We start from the raw sequence: 16,267 nt of genomic DNA on the forward strand, positions 1-16,267 counted from the left end.
TAAGGTTTTGAGGCAATCAAAAAAAGTAAAAATTGTTTCAGACTGCTAAACAGTATGATAAAATTACAAAAATAAGTCGATACTTAAATATTTTCACTAAAAATTTGCATTCTTATAAATTCTCTTGAAAGGAAACCATGGAATTATTTAAATTCCTTCATAGAGGAAGATAAAAAATATAGAACAAGAAGCTTCGGGAAAGCTTCTTGCTCTACTGATCATCTATTCATTTTATTACCTCTCCACGGACATAAGCTGCCTCCCTTTCCTCTACCAAATGTTCATTTCTAAAATAATCTTCCCTTAGATTCTTTACGCCAACATAGCCTCCCAGGGCTGCTGCGATCCCTCCAAGGATGAGAGCAATGGCAAGGTACATGGCAGCATCACCTGCTGCCTCAGCAATTTTCTCGGCTTGTGCCCTGGCAGTTTCTTCTGCTTCTTGCAAAAATTCTTCAAATTCCTCCCTCGCCCTTTCAAACTCACCAAATGTATTTTCAACAGTTTGCTTGGCTTCATTTTCGCTCATGTCAGTACGCTCTACAAGGATATTGACTAAGGCTTGTTTATCTAATGCTTCAAATGATTGCTCAAATCTGTTTTTCGACTGGCTCAATACACCTTCAACTTTTGCATCTCTGCTGCCTGGGCTTTGTGCTGCTTCTTGAGCATCTGAAGCAGACCTTTGTGCTTGTGATTCTAAGTAGTCCGGATCGAGCTCATCTTTATCGGTATCCTCCAGCAGTGAATAAAATTCATCTCTGGCATCATCAAGAGAAAGTTCCAGGTTCTCAAATTGTTCCTTTACTACCGGCCCCAGTTGATTCTCTACCACTTGACCTGTGGCTGAAAGGACTCCTCCAACGAGATTCCCCACACCAGAAATGATACTTCCTATCACGGAAGTTAGCAGCCAGGCAGAAACAAGTGAATACAATGCCCAAGTCATGACTCCGTGGACCACCCCGCTAAAACTTGCGAATGAAACTCCGACTCGAGCTGCAACAAAACCGCCTATGAAAAGCACGATTAGGTTACTCAGGACCCACCAAATGATTGAGCCGGTTCCTAACCCACTTAATGGATTGGTTTCCTCAGTAGGCTCTATGCTCCACAATCCAATTGCTAATCCGATCAAATTCAGAATCAACATGATCGATAAGGCTGCAACGGTACCTCCTAAAATTGCCCTCCATGAAATTCCTTTTGGTGGCACTTTGTGGTAAGAATTTAAATTGCTGGTCGTTTCCATATTCTTTAATTTTGGTTTACATGTAAGAAATATTACTTTGACATTGACTATGAAAATATTTTTAGTTTTTATTTTTTAACTATTTCTAGCCATAACAACTTTAAATATCATATAACTAAACCGGAAGCTTATTATATATTACCATAAAAAAATTATACAAAAACAAGATTTGGGAATGGCTGAGATTCAAAGTTTCTAGCAGTCTGACTTCACTTGTGAGTTACAAAAAGCAAGCATTCAAAGGTTGGTGGTATTTAATCTATGGTAAAAAGCAGATAGCTTCACAGAAGGTAGCCATCCTGAAGATCCAATCTTTTGTGTATTTTCTAAATTGGTTTTTGTACAATTTTCTTAAAGCAGGAAGCTTAAACTTACCCATGGAATAGGATGACCACTCATTATTTTGTTCTCCTATTACTGCGCCAGGTAACCACCATCTACATTGTAGTAGGCACCGGTTACGAAGGAAGCTTTGTCAGAGTTTAGCCACAAGGCCAGTTCCGCCACCTCTTCAGATTTTCCCAATCGGCCAATAGGATGTAATCCTACCAATGATTTCAAAGTGTCATCATCTAGGTTGTTGGTAAGTAAAGGTGTCTCTATATACCCTGGTCCAATGGAATTAACGCGGATACTTTTTTGGGCATATTCCAAGGCTGCGGCTTCAGTAAGGCCGATAACACCATGTTTGGAAGCTACATAGGCAGAAGAATTTGGCGTACCCACTTTGCCAAGAATTGACGCTACGTTTACAATACTGCCTCCACCTGACTCCATCATAGCTGGAATTTGGTACCGCATGCCATAGAAAACACCTGAAAGGTTAATGGCAATGGTTTTGTCCCACCCTTCAATAGGATAATCTCCAATTAGACCCATGGGTCCGGCTATTCCTGCATTGTTCACCGCGATGTGCAAAGCGCCAAATTGTTCAACAGCTTGCTCCACTACATTTTTGCAATCTGCTGACTTGGAGGTATCAGCTTTCACAAAAATAGCCTCACCGCCTTTCGATTTGATATCATCAACTGTTTCATTGCTTCCCTTTTCATCAATATCTGAGACAACGATTTTTGCACCCTCTGCTGCATACAAAAGGGCAATGGCCTTACCTATTCCTGAAGCACCACCGGTTATAATAGCCACTTTGTTCTCTAAAACTCCCATCTTGTTATTGGTTTAAGTGATTCCGTTAATTATCAATACAAAGATGCAGGCAATAATAGGGGAGGGGGTTACAAAAATCTGTCAAAGAATTGCAAATTCAAGAGATGATTTTTTCAGGTCCTGCCTAATTTTGGGATAAATGAAATAAGAAAGTTTTTTTGAATTTTCAACCTGGAGAAGGAACCGCAAGTGGACCTGTGTAAAAAACACGAATTTCTTTAACGGAACATTTGCGAAACCAAGCAATATTTCTTTGGTTCACAAAACCTTCTTTGGTATTAGCCAAAATGCCAGTAAAAAGGTAATTCAATACAATTCTCGCCGGCAAACTGAAATGTCCGGTACATCTCCGCAGGTCTTCCGACTTCAGACCTGTTTGAAGAAGAATATTGGGTTACTGGCAAAGAAGCGGATATGCAAGTATTTGAAAAGGGAGTCTTTCTTTTTTTACCAAGTAGCCGGTGCTTACAAAGCTTCCTTTACATTAATTCAAAACTTAAATCAGCTAAAAAAAAGAAGTTTGAATATCAACTCATTTTGAATTTGGGAAATTTACTTTTTCCGGATTTTTCTTAAGTTCATCCATCACTGTTTCAAAAAGCGCATTTTTGACCTTACCGGAATTCTTTGGTTCAACCAGGTATCGTACAATCACTTCTATCCAGGTGTTCTCATGGGCTCTGAAAATAACCGAAGGAAACTCGTTTACATCCAACTCATCTACAGGGGTGTCTGCCAAAATTTTCTTGAAGCGCGTAACCCTTCTCACCATAGCTTCGCCAATTTTCACTTCCACAATGCGTTTGATGGTAGCACCGATAAATTTAAAATCGCTATCATAGGAGATGAAGAAACTTAGCTCGTTCCAGATGAAAGGGAATAATGGCCAGGAATAATTGTACACATATTCACTGAATACTTTGGAGTTGGCAAATCTTATGATACGTCCACTTGGATGGTCTGCAGATAAATAATCTCCATTAAATTCCCAAAGGGTGGTATCCAGATAGCTGACATTGATTACATCACCAAACACATTGCCTATCCGTATCCGCTCACCTACTTCATAAGGCTTACGGATAAGAATATACAGCCATCCAAAAAAACTCGTAATTGGATTTTGCAGGGCAAAGCCAAGGATCAATGATACAATACCAAATGAAACCAATGCCGTGTACCAGTTGGCAAAAAGCAGGGAAAGTAAAATGAAAAGGATAAATAGGCCTCCAAAAAAGTCCGCAACACGATTAAAATTGAAGACCTTGGTTTTATCGTCTATTTTGCGGTCAAATATTTTCTTTACAAGCCTGGTTGCTAATAATACCAAAGAAATCAACATGACCGCGAGTACAATTTTTTGCGCCAGCGGGATATAGCTGCTAGAAATGGGCAATCGGTCCCAGCCCAAAAGAAAGTATAGGACAACACAGCTCAAAAAAATGATAGCCGTTAAGCCAATCAAGGGTACTTCCTTCTTTAAAGCATCAATGCTTTCCATCTGTACAGAAATAGAGGTTTCGCTTAAGGCTCTTTTTACTTTCTCATCCTTTTTGATGTTCTCTATTTCTTGATCTTCCAAAGGGTCCGAAGCTTCCATATTGTTCTAAAGTAAGCTGTGATTTTTGATTGAATGAAGTCTATTTGATTTAAAGTTCTGAACATCCCAAAGAAAAAGTGTTACACATTTATAGAAAGTATCATATTTATCACACCTGTTTTTGGGTAGCTTCTCTTTCAAATTTCTATAAATGGGCCGTTAAGCCACCGTTACTGCCCATTTTTTGAAAGGCCTATTTGATTTATTGTCAGTTTGTATCCGATAGAATTTTTAAGGCTTCATTTGTTGAATTTACAAAGTTGATATGCTTTCCCTTGTTGCTTTCATGAATGAAGCCTTTTAGGCTTTTACCGGGGAATTTAGAAAAGTCCCCAACTATGGCCAGCCGGACCCGATAGGTCGAAAATTTTTGGAGTATTTCTCCTGCAATCCCTGTTTTCAGATCAAAAAACCCAGAAGTGATATTTTTCTCCTGAATAACAATTCCATCAAACCCTTGATAGTAAAGATTTCCCATTAAGTCCAATCCGTCTTCAGTATTTTTTACAATGATATCATCCGAAGTCACTTGGGCTATTTTAGTGTTCCCAATATGGTGAGTTTGAATTTCCATTTCAATTGCCTGAATTTAAGAGTTTCACCTCGATGATTCTAAGATTGGCCAATTGTTGATATTTCCAATTCCGGGATCCTTAAACTTTCCCATCAATTATGTCCATTCGGCAAAAAAGCACAGTCTTGTCAGGATGGTTTTAAGCATCATTCAATGAATCAATCCCTTGGTCTTTTAGTTTTTCCAATGCGGCTTTCATGGCATTGACTTGCTCGATGGGATGTCCTTTCCATACCAAAATTTCACCTACAACCTTAAACGGCTGGGTTGACCGATAGGACATGGATGGGTTCCCAGGGAATTTTTTATCAGTCAGGTCAGGGTCATCCTCAATGGTTCCTGTAGGTTCTACCAAATATATTCTTTCTTTTCCTTCACCATAAGCAAGCTCAGCTCCCCAGATGGCAGCATCTAATGTGGCCGTCAAAAAAATATGTTTTGCCTTTCTCTTTTGTCCATAATTTGAGTGGAAACCAACTTCGATTAGGTCCCCAACTTTCAAGTCTGCCTTTGTCCCGTGAAAAAAAGTCTGGGCAAATGGGGTGGCTCCTTGATTGGTTATTTTTTGTTCGTTGTTGTCTTGTTCCATGGTTTAGGATAATGGTAAGCGGGGAGAGTAACAATCAAGGTGCATTCCATATTTTTTTTTTCTAAAGCAGGGGTAGCGGTAAAGATGGATCTGCGATATCATGCCTTGGCAAATTCATTTGCTTTGTTTTTGAATTTACGGTACCACCATATCATCAAGGGTGTGTAAAGAAAATAGGTTACTCCACCGGCCACGGATGCCCAAATGAATGAAAACTCATTGATCGCAAGTGTAATTACAATTGAAACTAGTGGAACGGAAAACATGATTAAAAGCCTGTTTTTCTGACTCTTTGTATAGAATACTTCATATTTATTTAATTTTAAGGCTTTTTTAATTTTAACAGCCCTCAGGTAAAAGAGAAACAAAACAAAATATAAGGCAAACGCTACAAAACCATAGTAAACCATTAAATAGGGCACTTGGTCCCCTTGAATATTCACCTCTATATCTGTATTGAAAAAAAAGTTAGTCAGAAACAAAGTTAAGAACCTAAGCGGGTACACATAAAAAATCACCAAGGCGATGAATACGGTGTTCAGGATGGTCAGTCTAGTGTCATTGAGTGTGTATATTTCCGAAAACTCCAAATGCTCATTCCAAATCAAGACTATAAAGGAAATGCTGATCAAGAATGCAGGCAATGTTTTGGTGAAAGTCAATAAGTCTGCAAAGGAATTGGGGTTTGTCAGGTTGAAAATAAGCAAGGTGATCGCGATACCAAAAACCGCATCGGTCAGGTTATCTAGCCTTGATGCATTTTCTCCCCGATAATTGATTCTTGGGTCCTGAAGTCTGTTTTTTATGATTTCATTTCTCATAGTGGTCTGCCATTTAGCATCTGTCAACCTTATTCATGTATCATTTTAAGAAGTAGTATTGTTAGATTTTAATTTTTTTTCCATGATACATACCTCGGCCAAATAATCCTTTTTCGTCAAATGTAACGTCAAAATCAGCTAGCTGAAATGCCTTTAACATTTCTTCTTTTGACGTCAGCCGGAGCTTGTGTTCTTCTTGGAAATGTTGAACTCCTTGGTCCTTAGTGCCGACTAAATAATGGAAATTTAATATTGAAAGGTCGCCAGAGGTATAACTTGTATTCATTCGGCAAATCTTGATGTCTTCATTGTCGATGGTTATCATGTGGACTTTGCCATTTTGCCAGGTATCTTTATTTAACCAAGGTTCAACCATTACGAGCCCATCTGTATTTAGGTGCTTATTGAAGCATTTTAAAGCAGCAATAATCTCGTTCATTGTTTGCAGATATCCAATTGAACTAAACAGGCAAATGATCACATCATATTGCTTTTCAAGGTCAAACTGCACCATGTTTTCAACCCTGTAATGTCCTGCAGGATTTTTTTTCTTTGAGGTCTCAATGAATTTGGAATTTAGGTCAATCCCATCAATGGAAAAATGCTTGTTTAAATATCTGTGATGTTCAGAGGTCCCACAACCGATGTCAAGAATGGTTTTACAATCAGGTCGAATTGCTTTAATTATTCGCAGGATTTCAGCCGACTCTTTTTCATAGTCTTTGAAACTGTACACCAAATCATATAGGTCTGAACTATCTGTGAACATAATGGACTGTTAAAAATGAATCATCCCTTATTTTTTCGACTTACCTTTTTAGGTATATTTAATTTTTCCTGTACCATTATTTTATGAAACCATGTTGGGGAGTAGGGGAGGTGGTGAAAATGTTTTTCATCTTATTTTTCAAAAATTGCAACTGCTCTCACAGGTGAGCCAGTTCCACCTCTAATTCTTAATGGTAAAGCGATAAAACGAAATCGTCCTTTACCAATCAACTTATCAAGATTTATCATATTTTCATAATGAGTAAACCCTAATTCGCCACAAATTTGATGAACTTCTCTGTTTGAAACTTTAGGCACTCCTGGGGACATGGTTTCAACACCAAATGCTGAAATTTTCTTGTTCCCCAACCAAGTTGCAGTCGCAGAGGAAACGCCTGGTCCATGCTGCCAATTTTCTGTGCCAAAAAATTTTCTGTAATGGTCTGTATATAGCAAAACAGTATCTCCTTTTTTAATTTCAATACCTGCTTTGTGACAGGCATTTTCTATCTCTTCAGGCTCAATAAGCTCGGATAACCCTTTGTGAGAGAAGTTTAAACATATTCCTTCTGTATAAAACATGGAGAGTGGCATAGTGTCTATCGATTGCCCAACAAACTGACTGCCCATATGATTTAAGGCGTCTACGTGAGTTCCAGTATGCTCGCCAAGTTCCAATTTATAAACACTTGGGGTGATGGTTGTTGGATTCGGGATTTTTTCCCATTGCTCATGTGTCGCATAAATGGTCATTTTAACTTTGGGTAGGCCTTTATAGACCGGCATTCCTGAAAAAATTTCCTGGCTAAGGTCAATTATCTCTGTCATTTAATTTGTCAAGGTATCTATTAATATTACCAACAGAATTCATCTTGGAGATGAAGTGTATTCTGAGCCGCTTTCTTCAGACTTTCTGCTTACTTCATAAAGATACAAATTATTGAATTTAACCGGGTTTTTATCCCATCGTAAAAATATTTATTCCGTAGTAGTGTATTTCCTTCCGCTATTTCTCATAGCATAAAGTCTGCTTGGTCGTCTCGCCTGATAAGATGTAGCTATTTCTCTCGTTCATTCTAGGGAGTGAAGTCCCATTTTATTCCCTTCTGAGTCAAGAAATTGAGCAAAGAACCCACTTTCATCGGCATGAAGTGATTTTGGTACAAGAATTTTTCCGCCGTTTTTTTCAACCCTATCAAGAATTACTTGGAGATTGTCTCCACCATTCAAATAGATGGTTACACCTTCCGCTGAAGGTTTATATCCTTCGGCTTTGATAATTACGCCCGTAACCATTTGTTCTTCATAAGGCCATATTCCCATTTGCATATCTGGCATATCGATTTTTTCAATATCAATGGCCAAAATTGCCTGATAAAATTCAATGGCGCGGGAAATTTCATTTGCTGGAATTTCAAAGATTGAAACATGACTTTTCATAGTATTTGAATTTTGATTTGCTGGTTCTATGGTTTGTTTTTCAGAACCCTTTTTACTCGGGTTCTGGCAAGAAGGGAAACATAGTCCAAAAATAACGGTAGTAAAAAGAAAGATCCTGACTCTCATTGTTTTCGATGATTATTTTAATCAAAGGTAAACTTAGGGTAAGTTTCAAAATTGTAATTTTGCGACACCTTAAGTTTTTTTGTATAAAAGTGAAGAAAGGGCCATTTTATCGTCTGTTAAAAAATCTTTCGGGGTAATTCCGGTGAATTCCTTGAAGTCCTTGATGAAGTGGGCTTGGTCATAATATTCATTTTCATAGGCCACGTCTGTAAGTTTCCTTGTATTTTTATTCAGCAACATTTGTAAGGTTGCCTGTAGTCGGATTACCTTACTTAATTGCTTGGGACTTAGACCAATTTGTTTTGTAAAATTCCTTTCAAGCTGTCTTCTCTTTGTTAAATCATTTTTTAAGATAATATTCAATGGCTTACTTCCATTTGATAAGTACATGGCGTCAACCGTGGATTTCACTATTTTGTTAATCGTCGCTTTTTCACGTAGTCTTTCAAAAAGGAACGATTCAATACTATTTATTCTTTCATGGGTGGTTTTGGCTTGAATTATTTCAAGGCTTAGTTTTTCTGACTTTTCGGGATCAAATAATTCACTTATGGGAGTCTCTTGATTTCCGAGTTCATTAAGTGGCCTGTCAATAAAATTGGCGAAGCCATAAGGATAAAAACGAATGGCAAAAGTGTTCACATGTCCAGTCGGTTCAATATAGAATTGTTCCGTAATCTGCCCTAACAACATGTGTCTGGGCTGAATAATATAATCTGTTTCCGAAATGTACCTTTTTATGTCGTCACCAAGTGTAAAGCACATATCCACACAGCCGTCCGGTAAAATCAGTTGCCTTTGAACCTCTTTTTGTTCAGGCACTTCTAAAGTCCAATAGCATTTCACTATTGTATCTAGGTCTGAATGTGGTGCAAATGTCTGATAGTTCAACTAGGTAGGCTGTTTAATGGCATGGAATTAGGTGTTGTTACCCTGGCGCAAGGGGAATTTCCGAAGGGCTGAATTCAGCTAAGAGACTGCTGATCAAAAGCACAGCTTGCCTACTTCTCGACCACCTTCAAGTTAGCCCATCACCCTCGTTGACTAATACGTGAGTGTATTTGGCTAGCATGGTGAATATAATCCAAAAAGTTGACCCTTACAACGGATCAAAGGCGATACCATTTGTAGATCTGTACGCAATACGCATTTTTGCTGGTTTTCTTAGGTTGTAATATCACGAAGTCAACACCTACCTAAATTTGGGGTATATTGGATGGATACAATCCTAAAACTTAACCAATTCTACTCGTCTATTTTGAGCTCTGTTTTCATCAGTATCATTGGCTACTATTGGTTTTTCCGAACCATATCCTTTTGCTTTGAGCCTCTCGATATTTATGCCTTTACCTGCCAAGGAATACATCACGGTATTAGCTCGTTCAGTCGAAAGTTGCAGATTTCTGTTTTCAGTGCCTGTGTTATCTGTATGACCTTCGATCAATAATTTTAATTCAGGATTTGAGTTGAGCAATGTGCCAATTTCATCTACTAATTTTTGCCCATCAGGCTTTAGGGTTGCTTTATCAACATCAAAATTTATGTACAAAATTGCCTTTCCTGTCAAGTCTAACGAAGCTTTCATCTCGGATGCGGTAGGTGCCTTTATGGTCTGTTTGAAGCCCTCAATTTCTATTACACCAATTTTGCTTTGTGCTGAATTACTCCAGACTTGAAAAATAACTTTACCGTTAGCATGGTTCAAAGCATAGTGACTCACCGGATTTTTATTCCAAACATCACCGATTATAAAATTGTAAGCAGTTCCTTTATCAATATCATTCAACTTATCGATTTTTTCTCTGGGAATTTGGCCTTTGAAAAGTTGCATGGCAGCCAGACTTTGCAAATAGTCGTCAACACTTTTATCAAATTTGAATTGATTAAAGTCAGATTTCGATTGCTCCATACCAAAGTTCAGTTCGGCTTTTTTACCTTCGGAATCAAAAAAATATTCACCGTTGTAACTTATAAGTTTGCCATAATCTGAAAATACAGTCATCCCGTCTTTGGACATACTTTTTTTCCCTTTTTGCAAAACAATGAAACCATCCGGTGCTGTAATGTATGGAAATGAGCCAATTTCAGCTGTTGAGGTAGGGATTTTGGACCAGTCAAATTCATCTAAAAAATGCCCATCTTCAGATTTTAATGCTTGATTGTGTGTTTCAGAAATATCATCTGCATTTTCTTCTGTGGCTTGGTCCACTACTTTTTCTTTTGTACAGGAAATTAAAGTGAAAATTAATGTAGTGAGGGTTAAAATCTTTTTCATTTTAAATAATTAATTGATTCATTCGGTTATTAAATTCTGACTAAAGTAAAGCATAAACTATTAAAAGAAACTGATTTCAATGTTTTTTTGATTAATCATATAGTTTCCAAATATGGGAATACCATTTTTCTCCTCGTACTAACCAGGATTAATTTAAAATTAAATTTTTGGTCATCGAATACATGAAAAATGAAGATTTTCCTTTTCTGGCTCAAAAAGGGCCCTTCTCTAGATCAAAAAAAAGGTACCGATTCAAAGACGAGATTCAAACAAACCGTATTTTCAGACGATGCAATTCCATAACAGCAAGAATGGAGATCATTCAAGTTGCTTTAAACCATTCATTGATTTCAGATCTCAAATCGCATGACCAAAAATTTTTAGACTGGGGGAGGTGTTAACTATTTAAATCTTGGGCTGTTGCTTGTGGCTAATGAGGTTTGACTTTGCGATTTTCGGCACAGGTAATTTAGGATAGTTTCTTCTAAAACCTTTTAGTCCTCATGACCATGAAGGGGCCAAACCTTTCAAGACCTGTCTAAAGGCCCTATCTTTAAACAGTGATAGAATTAAAAATTTTGATGACCAGTTCTTGTTGCCTTTTTGTTAAACTGTTGCTCCAGATTTTTAGCGGGGGCGGATTATTTGTACCTGGATTTTCGGAGAAAGAAATATGGATTGAGGTGTTATCCCTTTGAGGGTTTTTGGCTATCAACATCTGTTTTCGAATTCCTTCCTCAACTTCATTGATCACTGTAAAGTGCTCTTCTGAGACATTTTGTTCAGGTGATGTATACATCCCATAATCATAAGACATGGATATTCCTGAACCTTCTAAAATTCCAACCATCGAATCATAACCTTGCTGTTCTGTTAATTTGAAATTCCCGGGGGCTTGCAACTCGTACTCACCAATATTTATGGTCTTTAAATTTACAAAAGACAAATCATCTTGATTACAACCAACCAACAAGAAAATTAGAATTAGCTTGGAAAGGATTTTGAAGTGTTCCATAAGGATAAATTTAAGCACAATTTACTTCTTTAACTTGGCTACTTGAATGGAAATGAATTCAGGCAAATAGTTGGGCGTACAGTTTTTTGGTACGATCTCATCTTTGTATAAGCCAGTTTGCTCTCCGATGGCCATGCACCGGGAGCGATATTGAGGTTGAAAGATCCCAATTTGGGCTGCTGTAAAGTTCATAGCCCATTGTACTACCGGATCTTCACTTTCTATTTTTTCTTCAATGGAAGAAAGTAGATATTCGGAATTAGGAGGGGGTGTCTGACCCACCCAGCGCAGACGGGCCTGGTAATACCAGAAAGTTCGTCTTTGCAGTGCAGAAGTGCTGTTTTCCCAGGATTGCATCAGGGCAATGGTTTTCTTGTCTTTGGAAAGTTGGTTAGCCAACAACCAGTCCATCAATTGAAGGCTCTCCTCCGACCCATGATTCAGTATATCTTGATCAAGATTGTTAATTAGTACCTGTGAAAGAAGCTTTGGATCCATGATCAGGATTGCCAGCTGACGGGGTAAATATTCACCATAGGACCATAATTCCATGGCTAATGGGTGATCCTTTTTAATCACTTTTGCAATTTTTCGTATGTCGCCCAGTTTGGTGGTTTTATTATCTAGTTGTGCATATAGGTCTTTTGCTTTGGAAGAAAGATTCATAATTCATTCTTTGGATTAATTGTACCTCACTACTTATTTGCAAAATGCAGGGAAATTTTATTTCGAATTTCCCTTTTGATCAGGAAGTATAACCTTTTTAGGTCAAATCAATTGAAGAATTTTTTATAGGAATGGTGAATCGTCCCAATATAGGGAATGAAAAGAAAATTATGTTCTCCAATCTCATAAAGGTAAGCATTTTGGATAATACTTTGAATTGATCGTAACTGCTACAGTTCTCTGTTGCGTGTATCCCTAAAAGCAGGAACTATATGTAAACAGGTCAAATGTTAGCCGCTCCAACCGGCCAAATGCCTAGCATTCAAAAATATGATGAATACGCACACCCTGTCGTTTTTTTGAGAGGGAATTGGCGGAAATAAACACCTGCCAATTATTGGGTGTTGACCTCGTTTTATTTTATCTGAGTTAAACTCTTACCTAATCAACTTTACTGACTAACTTGTACAAAATTTAAAAAAAATATGAAATTTCAAATAAAAATCAATTCCTTCAAAACTTTAGATGAGGTTTTAGGATACTGGTCAACTGAAGATTATATTGAACTTCTGGGCCTTTTCGGGTTTCCCGATGCGGATAGTTCGAGTGAAGATACTTTGAAAGAATTGTTGATGATGGCGATCACCGATTTTGAACCTAATGAAGCGGCTGCCATCCTACTGGAATATAAACTTAGCGATGATCTGACCCATGGGCAGATAGAACAGATTTCCAATGACATGTTGCTGGATAAGATTGCTGAAGAATATCCCGAGATCCATCTTCACGGAACCCTTTTTCACATCAACCAACTTCTGTACAAAGCTTTCAATGGGAAATTTCCCAATACCAAGGCCAGTCAATTTGAATGTACCATATCACCACTTGGAAAAAACGGGGATATTGATTTGACAAAAGAGGTCACGCTAAAACTATTGAATGAAGGGCTTTCCGACAGTAATCTAATCAAAAGGTTGTTTGGGGATAAGATGACAGGAACCGCTCCATTTCCTGAAGCCGAAGATATCCTGTGGGACTTGACTACAACGGACGGAGAGAATTTTAAGCTTTTGACTTCAGAATATTGGTTAAGTCAAGATGACTTGATCGCTGAGGAATTTGAGGGAAATTATGAAATGGCAGAAGAGGAAAGTGAGGAAGATTTAAAAAAGTAGAAAGAACCGGCTAACGGTGTATCAGATAAACAGAAAAACGGGATATCAGATGATTGGCTAGAAGCTCAAAGCTGAAAGTAAAGGATAGGGCAATAGGAGGGACTTCATAGGTCTATGACTTACAGCCATTCATCTGATAGGATAAGGTTACTTTTCAATCCCTGCGTATTTTTTATAGATTGCTCTATATCCAAAAATCCTTGCCATCGGTCCAATGGTATTTATCAATACATTTTGCAGTCCCATAGGTATGGCTGCAAGTCTTGACGGACTTTCTAGATATTTTGCAGTTACCATGGCTTGTAAAAAGGGTAGCTTCCCTTCCTTGACTTTGCCATCATTGATCATTCCAAAGAGGTTTTCGATAAAATAATCTACATCTATTGCAGGGGTTATAGTTTGGATAAATGCTGCCGGTTCATCAGAAGTATTGTAATGGTTATGGGGTTTATTTTTGGGTAAAACAACCCTTTCTCCAGCACCAATGTAGTTCTTCTTTCCGTCTTTAAGATAGGTCAATGTGCCTGATAACACTTCGAAAGATTCATCTTGCAAAATATGAAGATGGTCATCCACAGTTTGTCCCTTACTTTTTAAGGTCACTTTTAAAGTAACTCTTTCTCCATTGGTGTCTGATGATGTTTCGATAAACTCAATGGTATCCCCGGTAAAGTTGTCGATTAGTATTTGTCCTTGCGTTGGCATAGTTCGTGTATTTTAATTTTGAGTCATTAAATACATCGTCTCGCGTGTAAGAACAGTGGCGAATTAAAAGCGCAATTTTTTTCGCTTAACCTTTTAATCTATTAAAATTACAAAAAAATCATGGTCAGGACAAATCCCGCCGTTGGTGTTATGCCCTCCCGGTGCTTTGAGTAGCGTATTGAGGGGAAAAGTCGGTGGATCTGATTTGGCCTATTCTTTATGATTTATTTTACATTCGCTAGAACAAGTGGCTTACCCTGAGGCACGCATTGAAGCCCCCCTGCTAAGAGGGCAAGTAAGCCAGATCGCGGTGGTAGATAGATTCATGCCCTTTCAAGAATCCGATCTCTTGAAGAGTTGTTTTTTTGGGTTTATTTTACTTGAATTCTTTATTTTTAAAAAAAATAGATCACATGAAAATCCTAACCTTATTTTCCGTACTCGTCATGATTTTTATGTCATGCAAAACCAATCCTGAACTACAAAAGACAGAACAATGGTCCGTCTTCGAGATCGAAATGAAAGGACCTGAAGAAGGGAACCCTTACATGGAGGTTAGTTTGGATGCAGTATTCACCAATGGGGATGAAACAGTGAATGTTCCCGGGTTTTATGATGGGAATGGGGTTTATCGGATCAGGTTTTCTCCACCAACACAAGGGATTTGGGATTATAAGACATCCGGTTCTGACTCACAATTGCATTCCGAAGGAAGCTTTGAATGTGTAGCACCTTCTCCAGAAAACCATGGGCCTTTAAAAGTTATCAATACTTTTTATCTAGAGTACAGTGACGGTTCACCCTATTACGGAGTCGGCACTACCGCCTATCAATGGACAAGTGTCAAACAAAGCATCCAGGAAAAAACCATTGAAACATTGGGTTCATCCCCATTCAATAAAATCAGGATGTGCTTTTTTCCGAAAAGTTACATATATGGAAATGAAACCGAACCATGGGCATATCCATTCAAAAGAGAAGGTGAAGAGAATGACTATAGCCAACCTAATTTTGAATTTTTCCAAAACTTTGATCGGAGAGTAGCCCAGCTTTTGGAAATGGGAATTCAAGCCGATGTGATACTTTTTCACCCTTATGACCAATGGGGTTATGACAAAATGGGAAATGACTGGAACGAAAGGTATGTTCGATACTTGATGGCCAGACTATCTGCTTATCGGAATGTGTGGTGGTCATTGGCCAATGAGTGGGACATCCCTGAATTCAAGGAAGCCATAGATTGGGAAGGGATAGGAACGATGCTACAAAATGAGGACCCACACCAAAGACTTCGGGGTATCCATAACTGGTACGATACAGAGGATCATTTTTATGACCATAACCAGTCTTGGATTACCCATGTGAGCATCCAATCGGCCAGATTTTACCAAGCCATTGAGTGGAGGGAAAGGTATCAAAAACCTGTTTTGTTTGACGAAATGCGCTACGAGGGAGATGTTCCCAGTGGTTGGGGCAACCTGACAGCAGAACAGATGTCCAGTTATTTTTGGATGGCTGGTTTGAGTGGGGTGTATGGAACCCATGGCGATACTTTCCAAAATGATTCTGATTCTGAAACCGAAGTGAGGTGGTGGGCAAAAGGTGGGACTTTACCAGGCCAAAGTGCTGAAAGGATCAGTTTTTTCAAAAGTTTTATGGAAAAGCTGCCTATACACGAGATGTCTCCGGAAATCAATTCACTGGGAAAACCTGAAAACCTGGAAACAAATGTCCACATCCTGTCCAAGTCAGGTGAGGTTTATCTGGCATATGCTGCTGATTCTGGGATGGAAATAAATCTTACATTGGAAGGTGCGGGGAAATACAGCATGGAAATCTTAGATACCTGGAACATGAATTCGATAGAATCCAAAATAGTCGATTCCGGCCCGTATAATTTTACGACTACTATTCCATACACAGCTTTGGTTTTTCAAAAGATGGATTGACCTAAGTCTGTTCTGTTGAAAATACACATCAATTTAAAATTATGTGTAGGTACGGAATGATGCCAGTAAAATGGTAATTCAATGTAATTCTCTTCAGCAAATTGATTTCCAAGTCCTTAAATTTTGCGTCTATTTTTTTGTTGTAGCC

16 protein-coding genes are annotated in these 16,267 nt (G+C 38.3%); 2 read left to right on the forward strand and 14 right to left on the reverse strand.

Features of this window, described 5'->3' with window-relative positions:
* Nucleotides 1-226: 226 nt before the first annotated feature.
* The 13 genes from H1A14_RS02330 to H1A14_RS02390 all read right to left on the reverse strand — a co-directional run bounded on the left by H1A14_RS02330 (nucleotide 227) and on the right by H1A14_RS02390 (nucleotide 12,290).
* Nucleotides 227-1,252: a YrzE family protein gene (locus H1A14_RS02330; RefSeq protein ID WP_194774580.1), complete on the reverse strand. Its 1,026-nt coding sequence runs from the start codon at nucleotides 1,250-1,252 to the stop codon at nucleotides 227-229.
* Nucleotides 1,253-1,666: 414 nt separating this feature from the next.
* Nucleotides 1,667-2,419 carry an SDR family NAD(P)-dependent oxidoreductase gene (locus H1A14_RS02335; protein WP_194774581.1) on the reverse strand — a complete coding sequence of 251 codons (753 nt, stop codon included), beginning with the start codon at nucleotides 2,417-2,419 and terminating at the stop codon, nucleotides 1,667-1,669.
* A 532-nt stretch (nucleotides 2,420-2,951) separates the two neighbouring features.
* Nucleotides 2,952-4,016: a mechanosensitive ion channel family protein gene (locus H1A14_RS02340; protein WP_194774582.1), complete on the reverse strand. Its 1,065-nt coding sequence runs from the start codon at nucleotides 4,014-4,016 to the stop codon at nucleotides 2,952-2,954.
* A gap of 208 nt (nucleotides 4,017-4,224) precedes the next feature.
* Nucleotides 4,225-4,590: a DUF4180 domain-containing protein gene (locus tag H1A14_RS02345; RefSeq protein WP_194774583.1), complete on the reverse strand. Its 366-nt coding sequence runs from the start codon at nucleotides 4,588-4,590 to the stop codon at nucleotides 4,225-4,227.
* 139 nt (nucleotides 4,591-4,729) lie between these two features.
* Nucleotides 4,730-5,179 (reverse strand): NAD(+)--rifampin ADP-ribosyltransferase, encoded by a 450-nt coding sequence (gene arr, locus H1A14_RS02350; RefSeq protein WP_194774584.1) that lies wholly within the window; start codon nucleotides 5,177-5,179, stop codon nucleotides 4,730-4,732.
* A 98-nt stretch (nucleotides 5,180-5,277) separates the two neighbouring features.
* Complete coding sequence (locus tag H1A14_RS02355; RefSeq protein ID WP_194774585.1) at nucleotides 5,278-6,000, reverse strand: TMEM175 family protein; 723 nt, start codon at nucleotides 5,998-6,000, stop codon at nucleotides 5,278-5,280.
* 61 nt (nucleotides 6,001-6,061) lie between these two features.
* Complete coding sequence (locus H1A14_RS02360) at nucleotides 6,062-6,736, reverse strand: class I SAM-dependent methyltransferase (protein WP_194774586.1); 675 nt, start codon at nucleotides 6,734-6,736, stop codon at nucleotides 6,062-6,064.
* Between the two features lie 164 nt (nucleotides 6,737-6,900).
* Nucleotides 6,901-7,596, reverse strand: coding sequence for a cyclase family protein (locus H1A14_RS02365; RefSeq protein WP_194774587.1), 696 nt, complete (start codon nucleotides 7,594-7,596; stop codon nucleotides 6,901-6,903).
* A gap of 243 nt (nucleotides 7,597-7,839) precedes the next feature.
* Nucleotides 7,840-8,334, reverse strand: a complete 495-nt coding sequence (locus H1A14_RS02370) for a VOC family protein (RefSeq protein ID WP_228527506.1) — start codon at nucleotides 8,332-8,334, stop codon at nucleotides 7,840-7,842.
* A gap of 69 nt (nucleotides 8,335-8,403) precedes the next feature.
* On the reverse strand, nucleotides 8,404-9,225 hold the full coding sequence (locus H1A14_RS02375; protein WP_194774588.1) for an AraC family transcriptional regulator: 822 nt from the start codon (nucleotides 9,223-9,225) through the stop codon (nucleotides 8,404-8,406).
* 337 nt (nucleotides 9,226-9,562) lie between these two features.
* The gene (locus tag H1A14_RS02380) at nucleotides 9,563-10,609 is read right to left on the reverse strand and encodes an OmpA family protein (RefSeq protein WP_194774589.1); all 1,047 of its coding nucleotides are present in this window, start codon (nucleotides 10,607-10,609) and stop codon (nucleotides 9,563-9,565) included.
* Nucleotides 10,610-11,162: 553 nt separating this feature from the next.
* Entirely contained in the window at nucleotides 11,163-11,555 is a 393-nt protein-coding gene (locus tag H1A14_RS02385) for a hypothetical protein (RefSeq protein WP_194774590.1), read from the reverse strand.
* Nucleotides 11,556-11,645: 90 nt separating this feature from the next.
* Complete coding sequence (locus H1A14_RS02390; protein WP_194774591.1) at nucleotides 11,646-12,290, reverse strand: DNA alkylation repair protein; 645 nt, start codon at nucleotides 12,288-12,290, stop codon at nucleotides 11,646-11,648.
* Nucleotides 12,291-12,775: 485 nt separating this feature from the next.
* Here H1A14_RS02390 and H1A14_RS02395 point away from each other — a divergent pair, with 485 nt between their 5' ends.
* Nucleotides 12,776-13,465: a hypothetical protein gene (locus H1A14_RS02395; protein ID WP_194774592.1), complete on the forward strand. Its 690-nt coding sequence runs from the start codon at nucleotides 12,776-12,778 to the stop codon at nucleotides 13,463-13,465.
* Between the two features lie 147 nt (nucleotides 13,466-13,612).
* On the opposite strand, the gene H1A14_RS02400 is transcribed toward H1A14_RS02395, so the two are convergent.
* Nucleotides 13,613-14,170, reverse strand: coding sequence for a cupin domain-containing protein (locus H1A14_RS02400; RefSeq protein ID WP_194774593.1), 558 nt, complete (start codon nucleotides 14,168-14,170; stop codon nucleotides 13,613-13,615).
* Between the two features lie 413 nt (nucleotides 14,171-14,583).
* On the opposite strand from H1A14_RS02400, the gene H1A14_RS02405 reads away from it, so the two are divergent.
* Complete coding sequence (locus H1A14_RS02405; RefSeq protein WP_194774594.1) at nucleotides 14,584-16,119, forward strand: DUF5060 domain-containing protein; 1,536 nt, start codon at nucleotides 14,584-14,586, stop codon at nucleotides 16,117-16,119.
* The last annotated feature ends 148 nt before the right edge of the window (nucleotides 16,120-16,267 follow it).

Source organism: Pararhodonellum marinum (assembly GCF_015354735.1).
Lineage (GTDB): Bacteria > Bacteroidota > Bacteroidia > Cytophagales > Cyclobacteriaceae > Pararhodonellum > Pararhodonellum marinum.

Excerpts from the sequence above, each read along its gene's own strand:
- H1A14_RS02405 (WP_194774594.1), top strand. The coding sequence starts at position 14,584 with ATGAAAATCCTAACCTTATTTTCCGTACTCGTCATGATTTTTATGTCA.
- H1A14_RS02395 (WP_194774592.1), top strand. The coding sequence starts at position 12,776 with ATGAAATTTCAAATAAAAATCAATTCCTTCAAAACTTTAGATGAGGTT.
- H1A14_RS02370 (WP_228527506.1), bottom strand. The coding sequence starts at position 8,334 with ATGAGAGTCAGGATCTTTCTTTTTACTACCGTTATTTTTGGACTATGT.
- H1A14_RS02340 (WP_194774582.1), bottom strand. The coding sequence starts at position 4,016 with ATGGAAGCTTCGGACCCTTTGGAAGATCAAGAAATAGAGAACATCAAA.
- H1A14_RS02355 (WP_194774585.1), bottom strand. The coding sequence starts at position 6,000 with ATGAGAAATGAAATCATAAAAAACAGACTTCAGGACCCAAGAATCAAT.
- H1A14_RS02380 (WP_194774589.1), bottom strand. The coding sequence starts at position 10,609 with ATGAAAAAGATTTTAACCCTCACTACATTAATTTTCACTTTAATTTCC.
- H1A14_RS02330 (WP_194774580.1), bottom strand. The coding sequence starts at position 1,252 with ATGGAAACGACCAGCAATTTAAATTCTTACCACAAAGTGCCACCAAAA.
- arr (WP_194774584.1), bottom strand. The coding sequence starts at position 5,179 with ATGGAACAAGACAACAACGAACAAAAAATAACCAATCAAGGAGCCACC.
- H1A14_RS02365 (WP_194774587.1), bottom strand. The coding sequence starts at position 7,596 with ATGACAGAGATAATTGACCTTAGCCAGGAAATTTTTTCAGGAATGCCG.
- H1A14_RS02390 (WP_194774591.1), bottom strand. The coding sequence starts at position 12,290 with ATGAATCTTTCTTCCAAAGCAAAAGACCTATATGCACAACTAGATAAT.
- H1A14_RS02400 (WP_194774593.1), bottom strand. The coding sequence starts at position 14,170 with ATGCCAACGCAAGGACAAATACTAATCGACAACTTTACCGGGGATACC.
- H1A14_RS02345 (WP_194774583.1), bottom strand. The coding sequence starts at position 4,590 with ATGGAAATTCAAACTCACCATATTGGGAACACTAAAATAGCCCAAGTG.
- H1A14_RS02335 (WP_194774581.1), bottom strand. The coding sequence starts at position 2,419 with ATGGGAGTTTTAGAGAACAAAGTGGCTATTATAACCGGTGGTGCTTCA.